22 protein-coding genes are annotated in these 24,772 nt (G+C 56.1%); 9 read left to right on the top strand and 13 right to left on the bottom strand.

Annotated elements, in window-relative coordinates; all coding sequences use genetic code 11:
* Window positions 1-4: 4 nt before the first annotated feature.
* Genes N909_RS0105675 through N909_RS0105665 form a run of 3 tightly spaced genes read right to left on the bottom strand, consistent with a single transcriptional unit; the run spans window position 5 to window position 3,956 of the window.
* Window positions 5-1,135 (bottom strand): ABC transporter permease, encoded by a 1,131-nt coding sequence (locus N909_RS0105675; RefSeq protein ID WP_029912672.1) that lies wholly within the window; start codon window positions 1,133-1,135, stop codon window positions 5-7.
* Complete coding sequence (locus N909_RS0105670) at window positions 1,128-2,927, bottom strand: ATP-binding cassette domain-containing protein (protein ID WP_155005878.1); 1,800 nt, start codon at window positions 2,925-2,927, stop codon at window positions 1,128-1,130. Before N909_RS0105670 ends, N909_RS0105675 begins: the two co-directional genes overlap by 8 nt.
* 18 nt (window positions 2,928-2,945) lie before the next feature.
* Window positions 2,946-3,956: an HlyD family secretion protein gene (locus tag N909_RS0105665; RefSeq protein ID WP_029912667.1), complete on the bottom strand. Its 1,011-nt coding sequence runs from the start codon at window positions 3,954-3,956 to the stop codon at window positions 2,946-2,948.
* A gap of 161 nt (window positions 3,957-4,117) precedes the next feature.
* On the opposite strand from N909_RS0105665, the gene N909_RS24455 reads away from it, so the two are divergent.
* The 6 genes from N909_RS24455 (at window position 4,118) to N909_RS0105625 (ending at window position 9,218) form a co-directional block, all read left to right on the top strand.
* Window positions 4,118-4,774, top strand: a complete 657-nt coding sequence (locus N909_RS24455; protein ID WP_051689559.1) for a TetR/AcrR family transcriptional regulator — start codon at window positions 4,118-4,120, stop codon at window positions 4,772-4,774.
* Between the two features lie 323 nt (window positions 4,775-5,097).
* Window positions 5,098-5,514, top strand: coding sequence for a PA2779 family protein (locus tag N909_RS0105645; RefSeq protein WP_029912662.1), 417 nt, complete (start codon window positions 5,098-5,100; stop codon window positions 5,512-5,514).
* A gap of 33 nt (window positions 5,515-5,547) precedes the next feature.
* The gene (locus N909_RS0105640) at window positions 5,548-6,474 is read left to right on the top strand and encodes a PA2778 family cysteine peptidase (protein WP_029912659.1); all 927 of its coding nucleotides are present in this window, start codon (window positions 5,548-5,550) and stop codon (window positions 6,472-6,474) included.
* A gap of 13 nt (window positions 6,475-6,487) precedes the next feature.
* Window positions 6,488-7,561 (top strand): ADP-ribosylglycohydrolase family protein, encoded by a 1,074-nt coding sequence (locus tag N909_RS0105635; protein WP_029912656.1) that lies wholly within the window; start codon window positions 6,488-6,490, stop codon window positions 7,559-7,561.
* Between the two features lie 122 nt (window positions 7,562-7,683).
* Window positions 7,684-7,908 (top strand): hypothetical protein, encoded by a 225-nt coding sequence (locus N909_RS0105630; protein WP_029912653.1) that lies wholly within the window; start codon window positions 7,684-7,686, stop codon window positions 7,906-7,908.
* 848 nt (window positions 7,909-8,756) lie between these two features.
* A complete protein-coding gene (locus N909_RS0105625) occupies window positions 8,757-9,218 on the top strand; it encodes a hypothetical protein (protein ID WP_029912650.1) in 462 nt (153 codons plus the stop codon).
* Window positions 9,219-9,597: 379 nt separating this feature from the next.
* On the opposite strand, the gene N909_RS0105620 is transcribed toward N909_RS0105625, so the two are convergent.
* Window positions 9,598-10,068, bottom strand: coding sequence for a GNAT family N-acetyltransferase (locus N909_RS0105620; RefSeq protein ID WP_029912647.1), 471 nt, complete (start codon window positions 10,066-10,068; stop codon window positions 9,598-9,600).
* Window positions 10,069-10,329: 261 nt separating this feature from the next.
* The gene (locus N909_RS0105615) at window positions 10,330-10,965 is read right to left on the bottom strand and encodes a TetR/AcrR family transcriptional regulator (RefSeq protein ID WP_051689558.1); all 636 of its coding nucleotides are present in this window, start codon (window positions 10,963-10,965) and stop codon (window positions 10,330-10,332) included.
* 415 nt (window positions 10,966-11,380) lie between these two features.
* On the opposite strand from N909_RS0105615, the gene N909_RS0105610 reads away from it, so the two are divergent.
* The 3 genes from N909_RS0105610 (at window position 11,381) to N909_RS24450 (ending at window position 14,799) form a co-directional block, all read left to right on the top strand.
* A complete protein-coding gene (locus tag N909_RS0105610) occupies window positions 11,381-11,719 on the top strand; it encodes a P-II family nitrogen regulator (RefSeq protein ID WP_029912640.1) in 339 nt (112 codons plus the stop codon).
* Window positions 11,720-11,774: 55 nt separating this feature from the next.
* Window positions 11,775-13,106, top strand: a complete 1,332-nt coding sequence (locus N909_RS0105605; protein WP_051689557.1) for an ammonium transporter — start codon at window positions 11,775-11,777, stop codon at window positions 13,104-13,106.
* Between the two features lie 244 nt (window positions 13,107-13,350).
* Window positions 13,351-14,799 (top strand): sensor domain-containing diguanylate cyclase, encoded by a 1,449-nt coding sequence (locus N909_RS24450; RefSeq protein WP_051689556.1) that lies wholly within the window; start codon window positions 13,351-13,353, stop codon window positions 14,797-14,799.
* Window positions 14,800-14,887: 88 nt separating this feature from the next.
* Here the strand turns inward: N909_RS24450 and N909_RS0105595 are convergent, their stop codons facing one another.
* From N909_RS0105595 to N909_RS0105560, 8 genes are all read right to left on the bottom strand, one after another.
* Window positions 14,888-15,448, bottom strand: a complete 561-nt coding sequence (locus N909_RS0105595) for a hypothetical protein (RefSeq protein ID WP_155005877.1) — start codon at window positions 15,446-15,448, stop codon at window positions 14,888-14,890.
* A 12-nt stretch (window positions 15,449-15,460) separates the two neighbouring features.
* Complete coding sequence (locus N909_RS0105590; protein WP_029912627.1) at window positions 15,461-16,468, bottom strand: cytochrome c3 family protein; 1,008 nt, start codon at window positions 16,466-16,468, stop codon at window positions 15,461-15,463.
* Between the two features lie 12 nt (window positions 16,469-16,480).
* Window positions 16,481-17,380 carry an NHL repeat-containing protein gene (locus N909_RS0105585; protein ID WP_029912623.1) on the bottom strand — a complete coding sequence of 300 codons (900 nt, stop codon included), beginning with the start codon at window positions 17,378-17,380 and terminating at the stop codon, window positions 16,481-16,483.
* A 5-nt stretch (window positions 17,381-17,385) separates the two neighbouring features.
* A complete protein-coding gene (locus N909_RS0105580) occupies window positions 17,386-18,657 on the bottom strand; it encodes a cytochrome c3 family protein (protein WP_084167501.1) in 1,272 nt (423 codons plus the stop codon).
* 15 nt (window positions 18,658-18,672) lie between these two features.
* Complete coding sequence (locus tag N909_RS0105575) at window positions 18,673-20,628, bottom strand: cytochrome c3 family protein (protein WP_029912618.1); 1,956 nt, start codon at window positions 20,626-20,628, stop codon at window positions 18,673-18,675.
* Between the two features lie 82 nt (window positions 20,629-20,710).
* Window positions 20,711-22,744, bottom strand: coding sequence for a peptidyl-prolyl cis-trans isomerase (locus N909_RS0105570; RefSeq protein WP_029912616.1), 2,034 nt, complete (start codon window positions 22,742-22,744; stop codon window positions 20,711-20,713).
* A 19-nt stretch (window positions 22,745-22,763) separates the two neighbouring features.
* Complete coding sequence (locus tag N909_RS0105565; RefSeq protein WP_051689553.1) at window positions 22,764-24,200, bottom strand: hypothetical protein; 1,437 nt, start codon at window positions 24,198-24,200, stop codon at window positions 22,764-22,766.
* Window positions 24,172-24,753, bottom strand: coding sequence for a GNA1162 family protein (locus tag N909_RS0105560; protein ID WP_029912609.1), 582 nt, complete (start codon window positions 24,751-24,753; stop codon window positions 24,172-24,174). The genes N909_RS0105565 and N909_RS0105560 overlap by 29 nt, the downstream gene beginning before the upstream one ends.
* Window positions 24,754-24,772 lie beyond the last annotated feature (19 nt).

Raw genomic sequence — 24,772 nt, 5'->3', positions numbered from 1 at the left:
ATTATTACTCCAGGCGTTTACTGAGTTTACGCCGCGCCAACAACAGCAGAACCGTTGCCATGATCCCCAGGGCCGTGCCGGCCGGCCAGAGGACCGCGCCGATATTACCGGCCAGAAACAGGGTATGGCTGATTTCCACAAAATAGCGGGCCGGGATGATATGGCTGACCCATTGAATAACCAGCGGTGTGCTGTCCAGATCGAAGAGCATGCCGGACAGGAAAAACGCGGGCAGAAAACCTGCCAGAATGGAAATCTGGGCGGCCACGAATTGTACCCGCACCGTGGCGGAAATGGCTAATCCGAAGCCGAGGGAGGCGATCAGAAATAACGAGCTCAAAAAGAACAGCAGGAGGAACGACCCGCGAAAGGGCACCTCAAAAATCCACAGGCCACCGGCGACGGAGATCAATAAACCGAGAATGCCCAGGATGTAGTAGGGGATCAGTTTTCCCAACAGCAGTTCGGAGAGTCGCAGCGGCGTCACTAAAATCGCCTCCATGGTGCCGCGCTCCCATTCGCGGGCAATGACCAGCGCGGTCAGCAGGGTGCCGATCAGGGTCATAATCAGGGCGATCAGGCCGGGCACCAGGAAATTTCGGCTTTCGTGGGCTCTGTTGAAACGAACCTGGGACTGAACGTTTACCCCGCCGAGCTGGAGCTGTTCACCATGGGCCTGGCGGAGCTGATACCATTTCTGCACGGTACCCCGGGTATACCCCAGAATCAACTGAGCCCGGTTGGCATCCACGCCATTGACGATCACCTGGACCGGCGACTGACCGGCATTGATCAGGTCGCTGGTAAAATTGTTGCGGATATGGATGATGCCGTCGACCTGACCGGTCCTGAGCAGGGTTTCCGCCTCGGCCATGGTTTTGACAGTCTGCGGCTGGAAGAATGGCGACAGGGTGAAACGGGCGACCAGGTCGCGGGCCTGCGGGGCCGGGTCGGTTGCGACAACCGCCACCGGAACCTGGGTTGGATTGAGGGAAACGCCGTAGCCGAACAGAAACAACAGGATCAGGGGCATCACCAGGGCCAGCAGAATGCTGCTCGGATCGCGCTTGATCTGCAGAATCTCTTTGCGTAAAAAGCCGCGCAGGCGCATCAGCGCCAGGGCCAGCTCATTCATGACGACCTCCGGACAGCCCCGCGGGGGAGGCCGTCCCCTCGGCCAGGGCGATAAAGGCATCTTCAATGGTCGGGTCGGGATTGTCCTGGCTGCGGGCCAGGCGACGGATATCGGCCGGTGTCCCCTGGGCCAGTTCGGTGCCGTGGGACATGATCAGCATATGGTCGCAGTATTCAGCCTCTTCCATAAAGTGGGTGGTGACGATCACGGTGACGCCCTGTTGGGCAAAGCCGTTGATGCGCAACCAGAATTCGCGCCGGGCCAGCGGGTCGGCACCCGAGGTCGGTTCGTCCAGAAATAACAGCGCCGGTTCGTGAAGCATGGCGGTGGCCATGGCCAGGCGCTGTTTGAAACCGCCGGGCAGGTCTCCGGCCGGCGTGTCACGGCGTTCCTGCAGTTCGAATTCCTCCAGTGCCCAGGCCATACGTTCCTGTAGCCGTTTACCGTACAGTCCGTAAGCCTTACCGTAAAATTTCAGATTGTCGGTGACGCTCAGCTGCCGGTAGAGGGAAAAGGCCTGCGCCATATAGCCCAGGTTGGCGCGGGCGCGGGCGCGCGACTTACGCAGATTGTGACCAGCCACGCTGATCTCACCGTCGCTGATGCTGGTCAGGCCGCAGAGCATTCGAAAGGTAGTGGTTTTGCCTGCGCCGTTGGGGCCGAGCAGGCCAAAGATCTGTCCCCGCTGGACCTCGAAACTGATTCCCTGGACAGCCGTAAAGCTGCCGAAAGTCTTTTTCAGGTTGTGGACCTGGACCACAACTTCATCTGCGCGGGTCTGGGAGACTGCCGGCTGCTCGGGCAGAAACCTGACCTCCGGACGCTGGGCCAGGGCCATGAAAGCATCTTCAAAGGACGGTTCGCTGATGCTGACCTCCTGGTAGCTGGACCGCGGGATCAGCTCTGCGATGGGGCGTGTAAACTCAGCGTCGATGACACAACGGACCCGGCCGGAGCGGATGGTCGCATCGATAACCTCAGCAGTCCCTGCCAGTGTGGTCTGCAACGCCCTGGTTTCGGCAACCTGGTTGGGGGCGAAGCGATAGACCCGGCCGCGCATTTTGGCGCGGAACTGCTCCGGTTCGTCCTGGGCGACAATGGTGCCGTTTTGCAGGACCACGACCTGTTGGCATTGCTCCGCTTCATCCAGATAGGAGGTGGCAACCAGAACTCCGATCCCTTCCTCGTTCACCAACTGGGCGATGATTTGCCAGAGATCCCGGCGCGACACGGGATCAACGCCAACGGTCGGTTCGTCGAGTAAGAGCATTTGCGGCGATTTGATCAGGGAGCAGGCTAAGCCAAGTTTCTGCTTCATCCCGCCGGAGAGTTTTCCGGCGCGGCGGGCGGTGAAGGACGCCAGGTCGGTCATCTCCAGCAGCCTGGCGTGGCGCTCATGGCGAATTCGCCCCGGGACACCCTGCAGGTCGGAAAAAAGGTCGAGATTCTCCTGCACGGTGAGATCCTGATAGAGGCCGAACTGTTGCGGCATGTAACCGACCCGGCTCTGAATCTGCAGCGATTGCTCAGTGCTGTCCAGGCCGAGGACGGTCACCCGGCCGGCGGTTGGTTTGAGCAGACCTGCGGCAATCCTCAGCAAGGTGGTCTTGCCGGCCCCATCCGGGCCGACCAGCCCGGTTATTCGGCCTGCCTGAACCTGCAGGGAAATCTCTCGCAGAGCATGCACCACGGGCTGTTTTTTTGGGGAAAACTGCTTGCTGAGTCGAGTCGCCTCCAAAACAATGCGCTCGGTGGCATGATGATCATCGATCCCTTTGTTGTTCTCTTCCACTGGAAAACAGCTCTTTCATTAATGCGTCGTCGACGCGGTGCGGGGTTGGGGGAACGTGACCGTTACCGGCATGCCCAGGCGCAATTCGTTCTCCGGATCGTTCACCAGAATCCGGGTTTCGTAAACCAGCTTGGTGCGCAGGTCGCTGGTTTCTATGGCCTGGGGAGTAAACTCGGCGGCTGGGGAGATAAATCCGACCTGACCGGTGAATTTCCGGTCCGGCCAGCTGTCCGCGCTGATCTCCGCTTGCATCCCCGGTTTGACCTGTCCCAGTTCTGGCTCTGAAACATAGGCGCGGATCCATTTCGGGTCAGTCAGGGCAAGGATGAAGGCCGGTTTTGAAGGCCCGGCCATTTCGCCGACTTCTAAAATCCGGCTTTGAATAATCCCCGGGGTCGGTGCTTTGAGGACGGTATCCGCCAGGCGTTCCTGAAGATAGGCGACCTGGGCCTGGCCAGCTGTCAACTGGGCTTTGGCTTGGGCTATGTCCTCTGTTCTGGGGCCTTGCAAGGCCAGTTCCAGCGCCTGATCCTGAATCTTTTTCTGGGCAATCAATTCATCCAGGGCTGCCTGGGCGTCATCCACGGATTGTTTGCTGGTTCCGCCAACCGTCACGGTTTGCTTGAGCCGCTGCAGATTTTTTTCAGCGATGGCGATTTTGATTGCTGCGGCATCAACGGCCGCGCGAGCCTGTTTGATTTCTTGCGGCCTGGTCCCGTTTTCCAGCTTGCGGACCAGCTCTTGCAGAGCTTTACTCTGGGCTTGCGCCTCGCTGAGCTTGCTGGCCAATAAATTGGAGCGCAACCGGGCCAGTTCCTGTCCGGCAACGACTTTATCCCCTTCGTCAACATAGATGGCGGAGACAATTTCCTGTTCGTTAAAGACCAGCTGGGCATCGCGAATTTCCACATTGCCGTAAAGGGTCAATGGGCCCGCTGCGTTCTCTTCCTGGTTCAGCCACCAGCGGGTCGCCAGCCCGGCAGCGACAACGAGCAGCACAATAACTATGAGCAACGGCTTTTTTTTCATTGTTCAGGTCCTGAAAAATAAAAAGGAGTCAAAGATTACCCGGGTTGAAATTTATATTATACACCCGTATCAATTCGTGGCAATGTAGCCTATTGTTGACAGATAAGTCAAACGATCGTATAAAATAACTGTCTCGGCTGATTTTAACGAAAGATTGCTCCGTGAAGAAAAAACGCACTCCAAGAATTGCTCCGCTTCGGCGCGATGCCGTCGAAACCCGGACCAGATTGCTCAGCGAAGCAGGCCATGCTTTTGCAGAGTTTGGCTATGACGGGGTCGGACTGCGCGATATCTGCAAGGCTGCCGAGGTCAATCTGGGCGCGGTTAAGTATTATTTCGGCAGTAAGCAGGAGCTGTATCGAGAAGCGTTGATTCAGCCCCATATCCAGCTGCTGCAGGAGGAGTCGGTTCCCAGCTTCGACGGCTCGACCGATCCGGAAGGCGCTTTGTTGAACTGGCTCAATTTTGCCTTGCGCACGGTGCTGGTGAGGCGTCGCGAGCATCCTTATCTATCCCGCCTGTTTATCCGGGAATTTGCCAACCCCTCCTTTGCCATGGAAGAGTTGATCGAGTTGGTCTTCAAAAAAGTCCGCCATGAACTGGTTCGAATTGTCATGGCCCTGAAGCACAAGGATCAGGAAGACAGCCAGGTTGCTGAACTGGCCAATATGGTCATCCTGCTTTGTGTCCAGCAGGAAGTGGGCCGGCCGGTCCTGGAGCGTCTCGCATATCCGCCGCCGACCAAGGATCAGGATGTGCGGGCTCTGGCCGAGCGGATTCATCGATTTGTCCTGGCCGGCATAAAAGCTTCGGCCTGAAGGGCGGGCTTCCCCAGCCGCTTGCGCCGAACTTTCCCCTGCTGCATCTCTACGGTTCATCCCTCTTTGTCCGCTCTGGTTTTCCGATTTTACAATTCATTTCGTTATGTTCCGCAGCGCGGTTTTTGTTCCTGCTTGCGGGTCTTTTCCATCGATAGCTCGCCCCGTTTTTTGGGGTCTTCAATGCCGGGCAGGGCAGGAGCGGGGTTACCGTTAAACCGTCCGGGCGATTGTGCTCTGGATAATTTCCGCTAAACTTGACTGCAGTCAGAGTTATTTCAGTAGATTCCAAAACCTGCATGAGAATTCAGAGGAGTAGTGTGATGAAAAAGTATCTTCCCGATTTTATTGCTAAACCGCTCTGTGCAATGCTGATACTGTCATTTGTGTTCATTGATTTCAGCCCGCAATCGGCCCAGGCGGGAATGATCAGCACCGAAACGATTCTCTCTGCTCAGGCCGCAACAGCCGCCCGTGACCGGGTGCAGAACTTTTTGGCGCGGGACGATGTGCGGCAGGCGATGAGCGCCCAAGGAGTAGCCCCCGAGGAAGTCGCCCGACGCGTCGCCAGCCTGACCGATGACGAGGTTAACCGGATTGCTGCCGATATCGACAACCTGCCGGCCGGGGCCGGGTTCGGCACCATTGTCGGTGCCGCGGTGTTTGTATTTGTGCTGCTGCTGGTGACCGATATCCTGGGGTTGACCAAGGTCTTCCCGTTTACCCGTCCCATCCGTTAAATGCTGCGTTTGCAGTTACCTGACCAGGCAGGAATGCGCGGGCTTTCCTGCCTGGTTATTGTGCTCACCCTGGTTTTTCTGAACGGCTGTTCAGCGGTTCTGCCATCTCCGGATCAATCATCCCTGCCACCGCGCATTCTGTTGCATGACGTCCCGTTTTTTGCCCAGCAGGAATATCAGTGCGGGCCGGCGGCTTTGGCCATGTTGCTGGCCTGGAATGGTGAACAGGTTGTCCTGCCACGAGTCACTGAGCAAGTCTATTCACCGGGGCGAAAGGGAACTTTGCAACCGGCCTTGGTTGCTGCGGCGCGCAGAAACGGGTATCTGGCTTATCCCCTGCAGGGGCAGGATGCTTTACTCCGGGAACTGGCCGCCGGACACCCGGTGCTGGTGCTGTTGAACCTCGGATTCTCCTGGGTGCCATATTGGCACTATGCCGTGGTCATCGGCTATGACTTGACGGCTGATCAGATCTTTCTCCATTCCGGCACAGAGGCCGAAGCGATTTTCTCCGCCGGGGTATTCTCCCGGACCTGGGCACGGAGCCAGGATTGGGGGCTGTTGGTTCTTCCGGCCGGAACGTTGCCCGCAACAGCGGAGGAACAGGTCTATCTAAACGCGGCCAGCGGCTTGGAACGGGCCGGCAGGAATCTGTCCGCAGCGCATGCCTACCAGGCCGCTGTGCAACAATGGCCGGACAGTTTTGCGGCCTGGATGGGGCTGGGGAACAGTCGCTACGCACAAACCGATCTGCCTGCCGCGGCAGCGGCCTTCCGCCAGGCCTCCAGGTTGCACTCCACGAGCGGTGAGGCGTGGAACAATCTGGCCGTGGTTCTTGCGGCGGCGGGACAGCGGGAGCAGGCACTGGCCGCTATTGACCGGGCGATCGCTCTGGGTGGACTCTTGCAAGAGAGCTTTCTGCAAACCCGCCAGGAAATTCTGGCCGGTGAAATAAAATGAAAGGGACGAAATTATGAACACGAAAGACCTCGAAAATAGAGCTCAGGGAACAATTCTTGGTGCTTTTATCGGTGATGCCCTGGCGCTTGGACCGCATTGGTATTACGACTTGGAGCAACTGCGCAAAGATTATGGTCCCTGGATCAGCGACTATACCGACCCCCAACCGCACCGTTATCATGCCGGTTGTAAAGCCGGCCAGCTGTCCCAGGCCGGTTATCTGCTGCGGATGATGGTGCAGTCTCTGGTCGATTGTGGCGAATATGATGAAGCGGATTTTTGTCGCCGCCTGGACGAAGACCTGTTTCCGCAACTTGACGGCACCCCGGTCAACGGGCCGGGCGGCTATACCAGCCAGTCGATTCGGGAAGCCTGGCGCCGCCGGGTCAAACAAGGCCTGCCCTGGTCGCAGACCGGCGGGCATGCCGATACCACGGAAGCGATTGAGCGAACCCTGGCCATTGCGGTTCGCTATGCTGCTGACCCACGTCAGCTGGCGCGAGCCATCGGCGCCAATACCGTTCTGACCCAGACCGATGAGACCGTCGTCTCGTTAACTGTCGCTTTTGGGGCTGTGCTGGGCCAGCTGGTGCAGGGCGAAGGGTTGACTCCGGATATTTCAGGAAAACTGATGCGTTTGGTCAAGAGCGGGGAACTGCCTTTCCATGCCGTCACCAGCGACGATCTGCAACCGCCCAAACCTGGCGATCCCGATCCGCCGCGGGTGGGCCGATTCGCCTCGCCCGATGCTTTGCTTTCGCCGGCGGCCATGGCCACCGCCGCCATTGACCCGGAGATTCGTATCGAACCGGCCTGGAAGGTGTCCCTCGTCTATGGCATGCCCTGCGCCATTTATCATCAGCTGCCGGCCGCTTACTATCTGGCGGCACGCTTTGCGGACGATTTTGAGGCCGCAGTGCTGCATGCTGTGAACGGTGGCGGGCAAAACCAGGCCCGGGCCATGCTCACCGGGGCCCTGGTCGGAGCACAATGCGGTCTGACCGGTATTCCCCAACGGTTCATCGACGGCCTGGACGGTTCCGCTGAACTGTTGGACTTGGCCCGCCGCCTGGCCCAACAGCTCTAAAGATCTGCCAGGAAACTGTTGCGGACGGGTTGTTTGTACTGAGCCCTAAGCAGTAAAATGGTCTGAACAGAAACTGGCACTGGTAGGCAGGGGCAGGTGTCCGTCTGGCAGGAGTAAGAGGGATGAAAAAGTTGCTGGCAAGTTTTTCCCTGATGCTGGCGCTGGTCGGTTGCTACGGTCCGGTCATGCAGCAGGAGTCCCGGGAATGGAGTCATCATGATCATGAAGCCTATTGTCGTGCCTATGCCCAACAGATGAAGCATGACAATGATGAGTTGCTGCTTTTTAACGACTGTATGGAGCATGAGGCGGACTGTCCTTATTGCGTGATTAATCATGGTTACTGATGCAGGGGAGTTGGACGATTCCGGCGGATGTTCAAGTAAAGTGCTATGTTTTTAAACTGAACATTTCTTAAAAGTGAACTGTTCTGTTAGAAAATACTTCGCTCCTTCCCCCTCTGATGGGGGAAGGTCGGGATGGGGGTGAAACAATTGAGCTGCCAATTTTACCTACAGCGAAACATGCCTTGATCACCACTTTTGTTTGTTGGCCCGTCAAAAAGTCTACTTTTTGCGGGGCTCATGCTACGACGCTTCATGACCCACATAGCCATGCTTAGAAGGCCGAAAAAAGTCACCGTCTCAAGCCCTGGCCACGGAGCTGAATCCCACACAGCCCGCCGATAACAGCCAACAGGGCTGCTCATCTCGAGAAATCAAAAGAGTTTTTTTTGCATACTTTTATTTTGCGATCAAAAAAAAGTATGTCGACTGTCGGGCCGAGACCCGACAGTGTCGCTTGTTGATCAACGAGCCCTTTCAGTTCAGCAGAAAAATCCCAATACCTAAAAATCAAAATCAAGACCGCGGGGTCGCGGCCCCGCCGCCGCCTTTCTTTTTGTCCAGGCCGACAAAAAGGAAGCAAAAAACGGCCTTTTGATTGCTCGGGATTGGCGTTCGTTCCGGAGGAAATTCAGGGTTGCGCTGGGCGCTGCTGGTAAGGCAGGGTTGGTCACCTGAGCATTTAATCACGGAGCATGGCCGTTACTGGCCAAACCGTCGTCGAATGCGCCCGACGAGAAGCTGGGCTTCTCGTACTGGCGGACCGAGGGGCTGCGAAATTGGTTGATCTGCTGGTCTTATGGTTTGATGGAATTCGTTGCTCCTTCCCCCTCTGATGGGGGAAGGTCGGGATGGGGGTGAAACAATTGACCTGCCAATTTTACCTACAGCGAAACACGCCCCAATTACCACTTTTGTTTGTTGCCCCGTCAAAAAGCCTGCTTTTTGCGGGGCTCATGCTGCGGCGCTTCATGCCCCACATAGCAATGCTTCGAAGGGCGAAAAAATTACCGTTTCAATCCCTGGCCACGAAGCAGGGTTTTACACCTCTCAGGGATAAAACCCGACAAAGCTGCTCATCCCGAGAAATCAAAAGAGTTTTTTTTGCATACTTTTATTTTGCGATCAAAAAAAAGTATGTCGGCTGTCGGGCCGAGACCCGACGGTTTCGCTTGTTGATCAACGAGATTTTTCAGTTCAGCAGAGAAATCCCAACACCTAAAAATCAAAATCAAGACCGCGGGGTCGCGGCCTCGCCGCCGCCTTCCTTTTTGTCCAGGCCGATAAAAAGGAAGCAAAAAACGGCCTTTTGATTGCTCGGGATTTGCGTTCGTTCCGGAGGAAATTCAAGGTCTCGCTGGGCGCTGCTGGTACGGCAGGGTTGGTCACCTGAGCATTTAATCACGGAGCATGGCCGTTACTGGCCAAACCGTCGTCGAATGCGCCCGACGAGAAGCAGGGCTTCTCGTACTGGCGGACCGAGGGGCTGCGAAATTGGCTGGTCTGCTGGTCTTATGATTTGATGGAATTCGTTGCGAAGGTCGGGATGGGGGTGAAACAATCAAGCTGCTAATTTTTCCTATAGAAAAACGAACCACCAATAACCACCTCAACAAGTCTCCCCGTCTAAAAGTCTGCTTTTTGCGGGGCTCATGCCGCGACGATTCGATCCCAGATACACAGCCAAGAAATTCAGCACAATCTCTTTTCCATACTGAAATTAATCAGCACCTCTCCATTCCTCTCCAGGCGGTTCTGACTGATCACCTGAAACCCCCTTTGCAGGAAAAAATCTTTTACCAGCAGGGAGGCCTCGACGAACAGCAGCTTGATTGCGCGCTGTTGAGCTTGCTGTTCCAATGCCTTGTAGAGAAGCCCGCCGACCCCTTGGCGCTGAAAGTCCGGGTGAACGTAAAAACAATCGATATGGCCGGAATGTTCGAGTTCGATGAATCCGGCAACACATTGGTCGTGGATGGCCACAAGCGGTTTTTTCATTGCCAGACGCGCTTCCCAAAAAGCGTAATCGACCGGGGTTGGAGCCCAGGCTTCCTGCTCTGCTGGAGAGTACAGCGCCGGATTGATGGCATGGACGGCACTATGGAAGAGATCAGCTATTTCAGCAGCACGGTCAGTTGAATAAGGATAAATTTGAATGTTCATCAACAGTTGCTGTTATCTCAAAGGTTTAGGTAACAGGGGGATTAGCGCTCGTTTAAGAGTCAATGGCAGCAAAACCGGGACTGTCCCCGCACGGGGGCTGTCCCAGGTCTTTGCGGTGCTAACCACTGCAGTTTCATGGCTCGCAAACTCTTGGGACAGCCCCCGATGACCCTGGGGACAGTCCCGAGTTTACTATTTACTACAGCGTTGCTTAAACGAGCACTAATTCGTGACAAGGGGCATAGGCACCCGTTTATCAGCTCATTGCGGAGCTTCCAATCCGGCTAACACGAATTTCAGCAATTGGTCGAGCTGTTGTCCTCTGCTGAGGGGCGGGGCGCTAGCCTCTGGCTGCTCCTGGAAGTTATTGTCTCGGCACATGATGATACTCATGGTTCCGACCAGGAACTGCATGCGGATCCGCAGGATCTCCACGGGGAGATCCGGCAGGGCTTGCTGCAGGCTGGCGAAGAAGAACTTAAACATCGGCAGGACCAATTCCATAAAACAGTTACGGACCGTTTGATCGGGGTCGTTCCAGGAGCGGCTGATCAGGGTCAGAAAATCCTCGGCACCTGGACTCAAATCACGGAATTCCAGAGTTGGTTCAATGAATGCCCGCAGCAAATCTTGCGCACGCGGGGGCTGCTGGTTTCCTGCGGCCGCCTGAAGCACCTCTTCCAGCCGGGCGTGGCGCAGTTTATTCAACGGAACCAGGCGCCGTTCGATAACTGCCCGCAGCAGCGCTTCCTTGGAGCCGAAATGATAATTGACCGCTGCCAGGTTAACTCCGGCCTTGTGGGTAAGAATCCTGAGCGAAGTGCTGTGAAAGCCTTCCCGGGCGAATAATTGTTCGGCACAGTTCAGAATACGGTTTTTGGTACTGATACGTGGCATAGTGCTTTTTCCAGACTTAAAATAAAACTTCTGTTTGAAAACTGGGAACATCTTCTTGTCGAAAATGTTACATGTCCAACAATTAAACATTTGTTTAAAACATATGTCAAGAATGGAGCGCTTCTTGCTATAGAAGGTCAATATATCGATATATTGATATATTTTTTATAGAGAGAGACGCTGCAGATAGCGGATATATAACATTCTGATCGGTTAAAGGGGTTGTGTAATCTCTGAGCAGGGAGTGGGGTTTATGGTTAAAAAATAGGCAGGTGAGGAGGGATTGATGCTCTGGGTGCTGAAAAATAGGGGTTTGAATCAGTTGGCATACTGCCTGCTTTAGAACGTTGATATGTACAACATAACAGCTACGCTGGTCATTTAGTCACCCTCTATACCAAAGGAGCCCCTCAGGATGAAAAAAGTAGAATGTATCATCAAGCCGTTCAAGCTGGACGATGTCAAAGCGGCGATCACCGATCTCGGGATCAGTGGCATGACGGTCAGCGAAGTACGCGGTTTCGGCCGCCAGAAAGGGCACACCGAACTCTACCGCGGTGCCGAATACCAGATCGACTTCATTCCCAAGATCAAGATTGAACTGGTGGTCTCCGACGACCAGGTCGACGGGCTGGTCAGCGCCATTCAGCGCGAAGCCTGCACCGGCCGCATCGGCGACGGCAAAATCTTCGTCAGCGCCATCGAACAGTCGATCAGGATCCGGACCGGCGAATCCGGGGAAGATTCCCTCTGATCCGCCCTTCACCATCAAAAGACACTTTATTCATATAGACAAGGAGATACACACCATGAAAAAAACGGTCCTGACCCTGGCGACGCTTCTGCTCGTCCCGAGCCTGGCCCTGGCAGCCGATGCCGAGCTGTCCTATGTTTTGAATACCTTTTCCTTTCTGGTCATGGGGGTGCTGGTGATGTGGATGGCCGCTGGGTTCGGCATGCTCGAATCCGGTCTGGTGCGCTCGAAGAACGTCGCCACCATCTGTCTGAAGAATATTTCCCTGTTCGGGATCGCCGGGATCCTCTTCTACCTGATCGGCTACAATCTGATGTACGCCGGGGTGGACGGCGGGTTCATCGGTAGTTTCGGGCTCTGGGGGCCGGATGACGCCGCGGCCCTGTCCGGCGACTATGCCGCCGGTTACGCCGCCTCATCCGACTGGTTCTTCCAGATGGTGTTCTGCGGCGCGGCCTGTTCGGTGGTCTCCGGCTGCGTGGCCGAGCGGATCAAGCTGTGGTCGTTCCTGGCCTTCTGCGTGGTGCTGACCGGGGTCATCTATCCGATCCAGGGATCTTGGGTGTGGGGCGGCGGCTGGCTGTCCGAGATGGGGTTCACCGACTACGCCGGGTCGACCCTGGTCCACTCGGTGGGCGGCTGGGCCGCGCTGACCGGGGCGATCATCCTCGGTGCGCGCAAAGGCAAGTACGGCAAGGACGGGCGGGTCAACCCCTTCCCCGGTTCCAACATCCCCCTGGCCACCCTGGGCACCTTCATCCTGTGGATGGGCTGGTACGGGTTTAACGGCGGCTCGGTGCTGGCCCTGGGCAACGCCGCCAGCGCCATCGAAATGTCCAACGTCATGGTCAACACCAACCTGGCCGCCTGCGGCGGGATGATCGCCGCGATGATCCTGGTGCAGATCATGTACAAAAAGGTCGACGTGACCATGGCCCTGAACGGCGCGTTGGCCGGGCTGGTGTCGATCACCGCCGGGCCGGCGACCCCGTCGCTGGGCGCCGCGACCCTGATCGGCGCGGTCGGCGGGATCCTGGTGGTGTTGGCCGTACCGTTCTTCGATAAGCTCAAGATCGATGACGTGGTCGGCGCCTTGTCGGTTCACCTGGTGTGCGGGGTCTGGGGCACCCTGGCGGTGCCGATCACCAACTCCGAAGCGAGCTTCGTGACCCAGTTCATCGGTGTGGTCTCCATCGGTGCCTTCGTGATCGTAACCACCTCTATCGTCTGGCTGGTGCTGAAGTATACGGTCGGGCTCCGGGTCAGTGAAGAGGAAGAGATGCTTGGCTGCGACTCGGTTGAAATCGGTATGGAAGCCTACCCTGACTTCCAACGCGTCAGCAGCGGTCGGGCCGGCGTTTCAAGTCATGGTGTCAATGCGGCTTAGGTTTTTGTCCGCCTGATTCTTCACTTTTTTTGATCACAGCCCGGGCTTGTCACAGGTCCGGGCTGTTTTGTTTTGCTGATCTGGGTTTTCTGCCAGTGTGCTGGCTCCGGGCGTGGCGGAACGGATAAAAAATGAATAAAGAGGAGATGTATTCAATTGAATATTAGAGTGGTTTCACAGGTTCGAATTTCTTGATAAACTGATCTGCAGGCTTGTCAACGAAGACACAAGGGGTAGCTGATCAATGAAAAAAACCTGGACTTTCGGGATTTTCGGTATTGTGCTGACGCTGTCTCTGATCGGTTACAATTTCCATTTGCAAAAACAGGTGATCCTGAAAGAAGCCCAGGTCACCATGGGCAACCTGCTCAGCTTTGTCGAAATGGATCTGGAAAGGTCTTTTTTTGGTCTGGACCAGGTCTTTCTCGGTCTGGAAAATTACCTTGCCGTAACTTCCCCGGCTAATTCGCTTGACGCCCCGCAGGTCAAAGGGGTTATCAATGACCTGCTGAAAAAGAATTCCTACCTTACGGCTTTGATCGATCTGGATCGTAACGGACAGATTCTGCACTGGAACAATTCCAGGAAAAAACCGGACCTCAGTGGTCGCGATTACTTTACTGTCCACCAGAAGCAGATTCTGAACGGGCTCTACATCGGCAAACCGCAGCCATCGGTCGTCAACAGGAACCAGACCATTTTCGGGATCAGCCGCGCGATCCGCGGCAGTGACGGACGGCTGCAGCAGGTCCTTGCCGCGATCCTGGATGTCAAATATTTTTATCAGCAATACGAAAAGCTCTTTGTCCGGGCGGACAGTCAACTGACCATCTCCTCGTTGGAGGGGGATGTCTATGTGCAAATTCCAGCTGGCGGCAACGTCGTTCCAGCTCCGGCCATGGCGGAGCTGATCGCCGGCTGCGACCCCCATTTGTTAACCGACGAAGATTTCTGTTTTCATGCCACTAACGATGGAAAACAACTGGTCACAGGGCGCAAACTGGCAGGTTACCCCCTGCTGGTCAGGGTGTCGAAAACCGAAGATGCCATTCTTCGTGGCTGGCGCGAGAGTGCCTGGACTTTTGCCCTGCTCGGCGTTTTTGTCAGTGTGGTGTTGCTGCTCTTGACCTTTCGAATTACCCAGTATCAGCGCCGCCAGCATGAGATTCAGAATGAGCTGCGTCAGCAGGCGGTCACTGACCCCCTGACCGGGTTGTTCAACCGGCGCTATGTGTTCGAGCAATCCCGCCTGGAGATTAAAAAATCCCGGCGCAGCGGTGCGCCCCTCTCCCTGATTCTGCTCGACCTTGATCATTTTAAAGAAATCAACGATAACTTCGGCCACGAGAGTGGCGACAAGGTTCTGAAATCCGTTGCCGGATTGTTGAAAGACAACTCTCGGGAGAGCGATATCATCTGTCGTTTCGGCGGAGAAGAATTTTTGCTGGTGTTGCCCGCGACGGAATTGACCGGAGCGATGACCATGGCCGGCAGTATCCGCAAGGCTCTGCAGCAGTCTGTCCATTACGGTCCGCATGGGGAGTTTAATGTGACCGGCAGCTTCGGGGTGACTCAACTGGGCGCGGCGGAAGAAGACCTGACGGCCGGCTTGCGCCGCGCTGATGAACTGCTCTACAAAGCCAAAAAAATCGGCCGCAACACGGTTCAATGGGCTCCGCCGGCGAAGTCTTGACCAGGCGCGCAGCCGGCAACCGAAAAGCCCCCCTTCGCAAATGAATTTCCACCGTTCCAACCCCGGTCATTGCTGACCAGGCGGCTTTTCAGCTGATGAACGTGCCGCTGTTTTTGCTGATCCAGGCATTGAGCTGATTAAAATTATCCGCTCCCAGGTCCTGCTGTAATAGTACCCATTGTTGCAGCTGATTCTGCACGGTGCGGATGGCCCGGGTCTCGATCTGCATTTCATCGAGCAGAGTATTGATCTGTTCTGCCAGCGGGATCAGTTGGTCCCCGCCGCGGAGTTTGATGCGGATGGCTAAGTCTTTCTCTTCCAGAATTTGCGCAAGGTCTTTTTCGATCCGGTAGAGGCCGCCGGCCAGCGGTTTGGGGAAGAACAGACTGGCGATGGTTCCGGCGATCAGGCTGATGGCAAAGGAACTGAGCACGACCGGCAGCAGGAAATCGAGAAAATTGCGGGCTTTGATATGGAACATCTGGAATGACGAGGTCACTTGTTGATTGGCAAATTGGTAGAAGATCATTCCGCTTAGCAGCAGGCAGATAAACAGCAACAGAAAAATTTTGCCGATCATTTTGAACTGCATATCCCGTTTGATGGAAAAATTGAGTAGTTTCCTTTTATAGCTGTGCTTGGTCATCATTGCTCCTTGAACTCATTGAAACATGGTGGCGGGTGAGCTGTTTTTGTATTTGGTGTGACAGGCGACACAGAGTTTGGTCTTGATCGTTTCACGGACCAGCATCTCCCCCGGTGCACTGTGCGGATTGTGACAGGTGACACAGGTGAGCATGCCGTTGACGGTCGGTAAATCGTCCGGGATGCGGACATCGCGGCCACCGTAGAGGCGGACCGGGTGCGAGGTTCCCAGAGTGGCCTCGGCATGGCATCGGTAACAGACGCTGATGGCCAGCTCGGCGGGATCCTGCAGGGCCGGATGGGCGCTGCTTTGCAGCTGGTCCGTGGTCTGGGCCAGGGGGGCGCCCAGCTCGACTCCGTTAAGTTCCTGGAGTTCGATCCAGCCATGCATCGGCAGCGTTGTCTGCCAGGAGACATAAAGGGTTGTCCCATCCCGAAACAGCTCTGCCGAGGTCACTGCTGCGGCGATCTCGCTGTCCAGACCGGCGGCCAGATCGATTTTTTGGGGCAGGACGAGCGTGCTGGTATCCGCTGCTTTCAGGCCCAGCCAGAGGCTGGCGGAGACGGAGTCATTGGCGGATCTGGCCGCGGGACTGACCAAGATTCGAAACCGGTAGCTGGTCTGCTGTGGGAGCTGCGGCAGGCTGACCAGGTGATCGCTAACCGGGACGGTCGCAGCCGGAAGAATCCGCGCTTTGCGCCAGAGAATCTCCTGGCTTACGACCGTCCCGGAAAACAATGCGTCATGCTGACCGGAGGAAACCGTGAGGTCCGCCCCCTCGGCCAGGTGGCAGATGGCGCATTGGCGTTCAAAGACCGGGGCGTGGATATATTGATCCCGTAACGCCCGGTCATAAATGTCGACATGGCACATGATGCATTGTTCGTCGGTGGCCTGATCGCCGCCCGGGGCTGTCAACGCGATCACTGCGAGCAGCAGCGCCACCAGTATAAAACCGGGAACAATGACTTTATAGGGTGTTGAAAGCCTTATTTCGGCTGGAGTGGGTGCAGCTTTCTTCACGTCACCAGGTCCTTATTCGGAGATATTGAAATGCTGGATACGGTTGTTGGCCGTATCGGCGATGAACAGATCCCCGGAGTCACTGATACTGATCTGGCTCGGGTAATAGAGGTTGCTGTCACTCCAGCCCATGCTCAGCCGGCGGCCGGCGAAAGCTCCGTCGGTCCCGACAATAGCCAGCCCGCTGCCATGTTTGTCGACCAGCAGCAGGTTGCCCAGATTGTCCGTCGCCAGGCTGGTGGGAAAGTTCATATTCTCTTTCATCCCCACGGTCAGGGGGGCAAACTGGTCGGTACCGCTGCGGGCGACCCAGAGCGCAGCCTGGACACTGTCGAGCAGGTAAATGTTCCCCTGGCGGTCCATGCACAGGTCGGCAATCGCGCCGGCCAGGGCCGGAAAAGGCAACTGGCGCAGGAACTGTCCGTCCCCGGCGAAGATCAGCACCCGAGCGGAAAAGATATCGAGCACCAGCAGGGTCCCGTCACTCCCGGACCTGATGCTGCGCGGGATGATGCGGCTGGTGTCCGGCAGCCCCTTGGCCGGATACTTGCCCTTGACCTTGCCATTGGCGTCGAGCACGAAAATTGCCTTGGCCCGACCATCAAGCACGTACAATTGACCATTGCCCGCCGGTTCGACCATCAGGGGAAACATCTCGGGCAGGGGATAGACCTGGTCCGGTTTGACCTCTCCTTGCTGATAGCGATAGCTGAGCACGCGTTTCCCCCCGCTGTCGGCGACCAGCAGCAGGTCCTTGGTGACGGTGACGCCGGCCGGATGGTTCAGGGCTGCTCCGGCGGCATCGGTGTAAATGCTGCCGACATATTTCAATTTGATCTGGCCAGCCGCGCCGGCCTGTAAGGCTGGCGTCAGGACACTCAGGACCAGGATCAGGATCAGGATTCTTTTCATCGCTCTTACCTCCGGTACTTGGTATGGCACTGCACACACAGATCGTTCACCGTCTCGTTGTAGATGAAGTGCTGGTATTCCGTACCGTGGGTACGGTGACAGCTCAGGCAGTCCAGGGTCAGGTTCGGATTGCGCGGATCGGTCACTTCGGCACCGATCGGGTGCGTCGAGTGGGTCTGCCAGTCATGGCACTGTCCGCAGATGTTGATCACCGATCCTTCGTTCAGAATAAAAGGATTGTTTGAACTGTGCGGAGCATGACAGGTACTGCATTCGCCATCCTCGATGGGCTGGTGCTTGGTCAGGGAGCGCTCCTGCCGGGCCACGGTATCGCTGTGGCAGGTGTTGCAAACCTGTTTCAATGGAGCTTTCATCAGTTTCGCTTCGCTCGAGGCATGGGGCGTGTGGCAGTTCAGGCAACCGACCTGGTCGACCACCGGCCAATGAATCCGATCCTTGTTGAAGGTATCGTTCATCATGTCGTAATGGCAGCCCTGGCAGAGTTCGAAGCTGTTCTTGAGCGTTGCAAACGGCGTTGCCGAGGTCGGTTCCTCATGACACTGCTTGCACATGCGCTGACTGAGCGGTTCATGAACATTGTCATACAGCATGGCCTGGGTATTGGAACCGTGCGGGTTATGACAGGAGGTACAATCGGCCTGTTCCACCGGATAATTGACATGCTGGATTTTGAAGGTCTTTTTGCTTGCATCGTGGCACTGCAGGCAGAGTTCCGGGGCTTTGGCCTGCAGCAGGCTGGGGTTGTCGGCCGAAGCATGGGGGCTGTGACAGGTCAGACAATCATCGCTGACCGGAGAGTGCGGCACCTTGTTTTGGGCGATTTTCTGAGCGAGCTCCTTGTGGCAGCTGAAGCAGAGCTGGTTTTCCGACTGGAGTAGATTCATTTTATTGTCGGAGGCATGCGGGTCATGGCAGGACACGCATTTGCCTTCACTGACGATCTGATGAGAACTGCGGGCATTGACCGGGACCAGCCCGTCATGACAGCTGAAGCAGATCTGCGTAGCATCTTCAGCCAGCAGCTTGCCATGGTCGGCGGCGTGGGGATTATGGCAGCCGGTGCAATCACCCTCCGCCAGGGGGGTATGGATGAACTTTTTGTTCATCGTCTTCTTGAACCCCTCATGGCAACTCAGACAGAGCTTTCCCCTGGCTCCGGGAGCCAGGTTGAAGGGGTTCTTCGCTTCGGCCAGGGCGCCACCGGGCAAGGTCAGGAGGATGGCAACACAGGAAAATATCAGCAGCAATGATTTCATCTTTATCATACCCCCTTACTGTCCGGCCACGTGACATGGCTCACAGGATCTGGCCGCAAACGGCGCATGCATCACATCCTTGAAGTATTTCGGATCTTTGGACGCATGTGGATTATGGCAATTCACGCAGTTGATGGCCTCAGCGGCAATCCCGGCATGGCTACTGAGGAAAGTCTGGTCGGTGAGTTCATGACACTCGGCGCAGAGATCCTTTTGCGGTTTGGTCAAAAGCGGCGTCAGCTCTGCAAAATGAGGTCGGTGGCAGGTCATGCAATCCTGTCCGGCCGGCGCATGGGTGCGTCCATCTTCCATCTTGGTTTTGATCTCTTTATGGCAGGCCAGGCAGAGGTCTTTATCACTGGCCAGTAGCAGATTCGGCAGCGCCGATTTGTGCGGGTTGTGACAGCTGCTGCACTGCCCCTGTCCAACCGGCTGGTGCTGACTGACTGCTTTTGCGAGGGCATCGGTCAGATCGCTGTGACAGGTTCCGCAGAGTGTGGTCTGACTATCTGTCAACATGCCGGCAAACGGACTGGCATGCGGGTTGTGGCAGGTCTGGCACTCCCGGTCGGCAAACGGCGTGTGTTCGTTTTCCTTTTCGCCCGGCTGCAGCAGGGTGTCGTGACATTCGGCGCACAGGTCGGCACCTCGGACTTTGACAAAGGCCTGATTGTCGCCGCCATGACCGTTGTGACAGCTCAGGCAGCTGCCATTTTTCACCGGTTGATGAATCACCGCCTGGGTAAAGTTTTCCTGTGCTTCGACATGACATTCGTAGCAGATCTGATCGGCACGCCGAGACAGGATATGTTCCCCGTTGGAGCCATGCGGGTTATGGCAGCTGGTGCACATGTTGTCCGCGACCGGCTGGTGCTGCTGAGGCATTTTTGCCAGATTCTTTTTGGTCTCCGTATGGCAGGTCAGGCACAGCTCCCCTTCCGGCGGGGCCGAAACCAGCCCGGCATATTCCGCGGCGTGCGGCTGATGACAAGAGAGACAGCCGCGCTCGGAATCGACCGGGGCGTGGGGAAACTGCAGCTTGGTGTTCTTTTCGGCATGGCATTCAAAGCACAGCTTGTTGCCCTGCGCCACCAGCAGTTGCGGGTAAGGGGAGGTATGCGGGTTATGACAGGACAGGCAGTCTCCGGCCATGAACGGCGCGTGTTCGACCTTTTTCCCGCCGGTCAGATTGTCGTTGTCGTGGCAGTTCAGGCACAGTTCAGCGCCTTGGGCCAGCAGGGCAAAGGGCTCTTTGGCTGTCGCCGATTCATGGCAGCCGTCGCAACCGATTTCTGCAACCGGTGTGTGGACACTGCTTTTAAGCAGATTGGCCTGGTCGGACGAATGCGGGTCATGGCAGGTGGTACAGCTTTTTTGTTCGACCGGGTATCCGCCATGAGCTTTGGCAAAGCTTTTCTCCGTGCTGCTGTGACAGGAGAGGCACAGCTCAAGCGGTTTTTCAACCAGGAGATTTTCTTCAGCCGAAGCATGGGCTTTGTGGCAGGCCAGGCAGCCCTCTTCCTTGATGATGCCATGGACCACTTTTTTGCTGAACGGTTCCTGCTGATGACAACTGAAGCAGATATCGTTGCCGGCGCTGCTGAGCAGGAAGGGATTATCCGAAGCGTGCGGGTCGTGGCAGGTTTCGCATTTGCCATTTTTCAGCGCCGAATGGATAACCGGCTGATCCAGGCCGATCGACTCTTTACTATGACAAAGCAGGCAGATTTTATTGCCCGATTCCTTCAGCAGCAGTTTAGGAACAATCCCATGAGGAAGGTGGCACTCTTCACATTTCTGCTCTTTGACCACCGGATGAACGTTTTTCTTTGCCAGGTATTGTTTGGCAAAATCTCCGTGACAATCAATACAGCCTTTTTTGCCGAAGGAGCGTTTTGCCGCTTCGCCGCTTGCCGGGGCAAACAGGCTTAGCAGGACAATCCCCGCTAACAACAGGATGACCGGTCGCATTGTTTTATTTCCAGACCCATAAAACATAAACATTCCTCACAGTGATCAGGTTCGCAAAATCGGTTCTCTTCGCAGTTGCAGATCAGTGGCTTTTCGCGGCAAGAAATATCCTGGTTTCATAAGCGTCTTTCAACTTGGCAACCCATTCGTCAAGGGTCTTTTTCACTTTATTCTGATAAACGATATTCAAAAGCTCCTTGCGCACCTGCTGGTAAGGACGCGGTTCGGCAGCGAAGACGTCTTCAAAATACAGGACGTAAAAAAAGTTATTCGGATCGGCGTACAACAGGGTATCGCCGCGTTTGGTTGCCGCGGCCTGTTGCTGCAGATTTTGCGGGAGTGACGACAGGCTGAGGATATTGCGGTCAAATTGCAGCAGATCTTTGTTCTGTACGGCGACCAGGCCATCGGCATTGGCGGACACCCATTTGAAATCGCTGCCGCTGCGCAATTTTTCGGCGGCGCTTTGCGCGTCCTGCTCGGAATAAAAAGGCAGACTCTTGATCCTGAACATGGCCGGGGTCATGTAATCCTGCAGATGGCTGTCATAGTAGCCTTTGATCTCATCTTCGGTCAGGCGAACCTCAGGGGTGATGACTTTCTGCATGAAGATATCGAACAGGGTCTTGCGCTCGAACTCGGCAATCTTGCGCCGGTACTCGGCGGTTTCATGCAGCCCCAGTTTCTCTGCTTCGGCCGTTCCGACGATACGAAACAGGATGTCCTCAAGCAGCTCCTCTTTCTTGAGATTGGCTTCCTTGGCGTCAAGGGCGGTGTCGACGCCGTGAAAATAGGTCTCCTTGATCTTTTCAGCCAACTCGGCGACGGTCAGGGTGGCCGGCGTTCCTTCGTCGATCGTGACCAGAGTGCGTTGATCGGTCAGGAGCGGTTGCAACGCATCCCCCAGGCTGATATCCGGATTGGCTGTCTTGATTTTGCTGAAGTCGAGGCTGTCCATGGCCGCGGTGTCATACTCGGTATGGGCAGCGATGATGCTGTCGATATATGCGGAACCGGCGGTCGCTGTCTGCTTTTTCCAGACATTGTTTCTGGCGAACTCAAGAGCTTTGGGGTCTTCGATAAATTTTTTGTCGAGCAGTTTGAAGATCAGGAAGCCATCCGCTTTTCTGAAAATCTGGCTGACCGCACCGATCTCCATGTTGCTCGCTTCCGCGGCGATATTGGTGAGCAGATTTTTGAACGGAATATAATCCTGTTGCTGTTCAGGGACGGCCTGACCTTTGGCCACAGCTGCTGCGATCAGGGTGTCGAAATCACCCCCTGCTTTATAGGCGTTCTGAAGCGCAGTGACATCAGCTTCCTGCTGGAAGCGGAAGCTGGCGAATTTCCCCTGCAGGGAAATTTTTTCATAAAGCTCGTTCACCTGCGCCTCATCAAGGGTGAGGTCTTCCACCTGCTTGTTGAGCAGGGAATAAAGCAGGCTTTTTTGTGCAAACTCGGTGGCCTGAGAGCGGAACTGACTGGTCTGGTCAAAACCGATATTGCGGGCTTCCTGTTCGACCAGTCTGACGGCAATCATGCGCTCCATGAGCTGCTGGATGTTTTGGTCTGCATTGCTTGCCGTTTCGTTCGTGGAGAATTCACTGTGAACGGACTGCAGATCCTGGGAAAACTCCGCCACGGTCACCGGGACTTCATTCACCAGCGCAACCGGGGTTTCGGCAAACAGTGGCGAGAACAGCGGTACGCTCACTCGTAGCAGTTGGCCGTTTTCAATAGCGGTTGCGGCATAGAGGGTCAGCTGCTCCGGCTGAGTCTGGCTGCTTTTAACCCGGTCGTCCAACGCTTGTTTGAACTGCCTGCTCAGTTCGGCGGGGCTGGTGTCCCGGTTCCAGAACAGGATTTTTTGGGATTGTTCCAGCGCCGGGGTCAGGTCTTTCAGAAAAACGGGCTGCTGCTGCACGCTGGCCACAGGTGTTTCCGCAAAAGAGGGGTCAAACAGTGGGATTTGCAGCTCGACGGCCAGGTCGCGGCCAAGTTCGTCCACGGACATTCCGCCACTGTGCTGATCCGCTCCGGCAAAGGCCATTGCCGATGCCGCCGAAGTGATGAGCAGGAACAAGGATAATACTGTGAGGCGCTTTGAAAATTTCATGGTTCCGATTCCTTTAGCGTCAGTGCTGGTTATACCCGGTTGGGTTAAGTTCCGTCGGGTCAGGTTCCCGGTCATATTTACGGGGAAATAAAAGCTGGCCGATGGCTCGAGTCATGTCTTCCGTCAGAACATGGGCTGAGCGATAGCGGCCGAGGTCGAAAAAATAAACATCGTCGTCACCTGCTGCATAACTTCTTGACCACCAGATGATTTTTCGTTCCGGGCCGGAGAAGAGCCGGGTTGAAAAATCGATTTTCGGCGTTCCCGACTGATCCTGATAGTCAAAGACATAGCCGGACAGGATCAGATCGGCATTGAGGGTGCTCTTATGGGCCAGGGCATCGGCAATGGCCAGCGACGGACCTGCCTGCATGATCAAGCGGTATTTCAGCAACTGCTCGCGGACCAAGCCGGGTTCGATAAGATCCAGGTTCTCATGATTCGCAAGGCTGTTGATCAGGTGGAGCGGGACGACAAATCCTGCATTCTTGCGGGCGTAACGGTTAAGAAACGGCACAATCGCAAGGCGATAGCTGTTGTCCGGAGAGAAGTCCGTGGCCCGATAGTAATCACGGGGCGGCTGTTCTTCAGTATTTTTCCCTCTGCTCCTGCCCCCGGCGAGATAGTTTTCAAAGGACGCACGCAAGGTGGCGAGGGCTTTCTTCTGCAACTCTTCAATCCGGTCGATCCGCCCCAGACTGAGTAGTCCCGGGTGATCTGCGCCGGAGAGCCCAACGCCGTCAATCCAGGCTATCCGGGGGGTGTCTTGACACAAAACCAATCTGGAGATCAGCGCGATTTTGGGGGGAATGCTATCCTCGTAGGATTCCAGGGAGGTGATCATGACGGCCGCGACCTGGTCCTCATCGCGCAAGGCTGCAGAGATCTCGGCGCCGATGCCGCCGGTATAGCGCATCCGGTGGCGATACATGAAGTTTTCCAGTTGCTCTGTTCCCATCAGCTGCAACCCCGTTTCTTTCAACATGTCCGTATAGGCAACGCTGATCTGCTGTAATGGCGCCTTGGCTCCACTGAGATTTTCAATCGGCAGAACAGCGATTCGGCTGCCGCGCTCGATGCCCGGTTTGATCAGATAGGGTTGCCAGGGGCTGACCGTGCTGGTGCCATGAGCGTCTTCAACCTTGACACTGATTTGATAATCCCCGGGATTGCGCGGCAGCCAGGCCCACTGGTTTTCTGGCCCGCGTTTGACAACGGTCAGCCGGTGTTCAGTCAGCAGGCGAAACTCATAGCTGAGTGGCTGCGCGCCCCCGGTTACCGCGGCCTGCCATAAAATTTGCCCGGCCAGTGCCGGTTGCGGAGAGGCCTTGGTGGCAACCAGCTGCGGCATCTGCAAAGGGTTCCCCCGCAGGCCGCTGCAGCCGGCCAAGGTGCAGCCCCACAGGGCCAGTGCAAAGCAGAGCAATTTATTGGAAAAGCTGGTCAAGGAGATCATTGATCGCTTCTTTGGTCACATCGTTCATGGGCTCCCCACCCCCGCCGAGCATGCGATCAGCCATGTCGATTCCGCCTTTGGTCGAGGCGGCCGACCAGACAATCGTGCCGGTTTCGACCTCCATCATCTGCAGGCTGAGGGAAATCAGGTTGGCCTGGGTCTGCCCGGACCGAACCTGGCCATATTCGCGCAACACGCCGGTGATGACCGCATCCACTTTCAGGATTTCACCAATGGATTTGACCTTGTCCGCCGCCGGTGTCGAAGGGGTGCGGACCCCGGAGCGTTCAATGCCCCGCTCGACTTCACCAGGCGGAAGGACATACATGGCTTCGGTGGCCAGCAGCATCCCCATGAATGTATCCCTGACCCGTTCAGCTGCATCGTCGTCAGCGGTCAGGTTCTGGAACGGCAGGACGGCCACGCTTTGCACCGCGCCGAAATTCATCAGGCTGTTTTTATAAGTGTTCGCACTGTTGACCGCGCACCCCCCGCTGCTCAGCAGACAAATCGCCAGCGCCAGCCACTGCAACTGCTTCTCGATTCTTTTCATATCGGTTCCCCTTGAGATC

Source organism: Pelobacter seleniigenes DSM 18267, assembly GCF_000711225.1.
GTDB classification, from domain to species: Bacteria; Desulfobacterota; Desulfuromonadia; order Desulfuromonadales; family Geopsychrobacteraceae; genus Seleniibacterium; species Seleniibacterium seleniigenes.
The sequence above is the reverse complement of the archived record's forward strand: the minus strand, read 5'-3'. Positions and strand labels throughout refer to the sequence as shown.

Excerpts from the sequence above, each read along its gene's own strand:
- N909_RS0105675 (WP_029912672.1), bottom strand. The coding sequence starts at position 1,135 with ATGAATGAGCTGGCCCTGGCGCTGATGCGCCTGCGCGGCTTTTTACGC.
- N909_RS0105565 (WP_051689553.1), bottom strand. The coding sequence starts at position 24,200 with ATGATCTCCTTGACCAGCTTTTCCAATAAATTGCTCTGCTTTGCACTG.
- N909_RS0105560 (WP_029912609.1), bottom strand. The coding sequence starts at position 24,753 with ATGAAAAGAATCGAGAAGCAGTTGCAGTGGCTGGCGCTGGCGATTTGT.
- N909_RS0105580 (WP_084167501.1), bottom strand. The coding sequence starts at position 18,657 with ATGAAATCATTGCTGCTGATATTTTCCTGTGTTGCCATCCTCCTGACC.
- N909_RS0105630 (WP_029912653.1), top strand. The coding sequence starts at position 7,684 with ATGAAAAAGTTGCTGGCAAGTTTTTCCCTGATGCTGGCGCTGGTCGGT.
- N909_RS0105620 (WP_029912647.1), bottom strand. The coding sequence starts at position 10,068 with ATGAACATTCAAATTTATCCTTATTCAACTGACCGTGCTGCTGAAATA.
- N909_RS0105645 (WP_029912662.1), top strand. The coding sequence starts at position 5,098 with ATGAAAAAGTATCTTCCCGATTTTATTGCTAAACCGCTCTGTGCAATG.
- N909_RS0105585 (WP_029912623.1), bottom strand. The coding sequence starts at position 17,380 with ATGAAAAGAATCCTGATCCTGATCCTGGTCCTGAGTGTCCTGACGCCA.
- N909_RS0105635 (WP_029912656.1), top strand. The coding sequence starts at position 6,488 with ATGAACACGAAAGACCTCGAAAATAGAGCTCAGGGAACAATTCTTGGT.
- N909_RS0105625 (WP_029912650.1), top strand. The coding sequence starts at position 8,757 with ATGGGGGTGAAACAATTGACCTGCCAATTTTACCTACAGCGAAACACG.
- N909_RS0105570 (WP_029912616.1), bottom strand. The coding sequence starts at position 22,744 with ATGAAATTTTCAAAGCGCCTCACAGTATTATCCTTGTTCCTGCTCATC.
- N909_RS0105595 (WP_155005877.1), bottom strand. The coding sequence starts at position 15,448 with ATGATGACCAAGCACAGCTATAAAAGGAAACTACTCAATTTTTCCATC.
- N909_RS0105615 (WP_051689558.1), bottom strand. The coding sequence starts at position 10,965 with ATGCCACGTATCAGTACCAAAAACCGTATTCTGAACTGTGCCGAACAA.
- N909_RS0105605 (WP_051689557.1), top strand. The coding sequence starts at position 11,775 with ATGAAAAAAACGGTCCTGACCCTGGCGACGCTTCTGCTCGTCCCGAGC.
- N909_RS0105640 (WP_029912659.1), top strand. The coding sequence starts at position 5,548 with ATGCGCGGGCTTTCCTGCCTGGTTATTGTGCTCACCCTGGTTTTTCTG.
- N909_RS0105610 (WP_029912640.1), top strand. The coding sequence starts at position 11,381 with ATGAAAAAAGTAGAATGTATCATCAAGCCGTTCAAGCTGGACGATGTC.
- N909_RS24450 (WP_051689556.1), top strand. The coding sequence starts at position 13,351 with ATGAAAAAAACCTGGACTTTCGGGATTTTCGGTATTGTGCTGACGCTG.
- N909_RS0105575 (WP_029912618.1), bottom strand. The coding sequence starts at position 20,628 with ATGCGACCGGTCATCCTGTTGTTAGCGGGGATTGTCCTGCTAAGCCTG.
- N909_RS0105665 (WP_029912667.1), bottom strand. The coding sequence starts at position 3,956 with ATGAAAAAAAAGCCGTTGCTCATAGTTATTGTGCTGCTCGTTGTCGCT.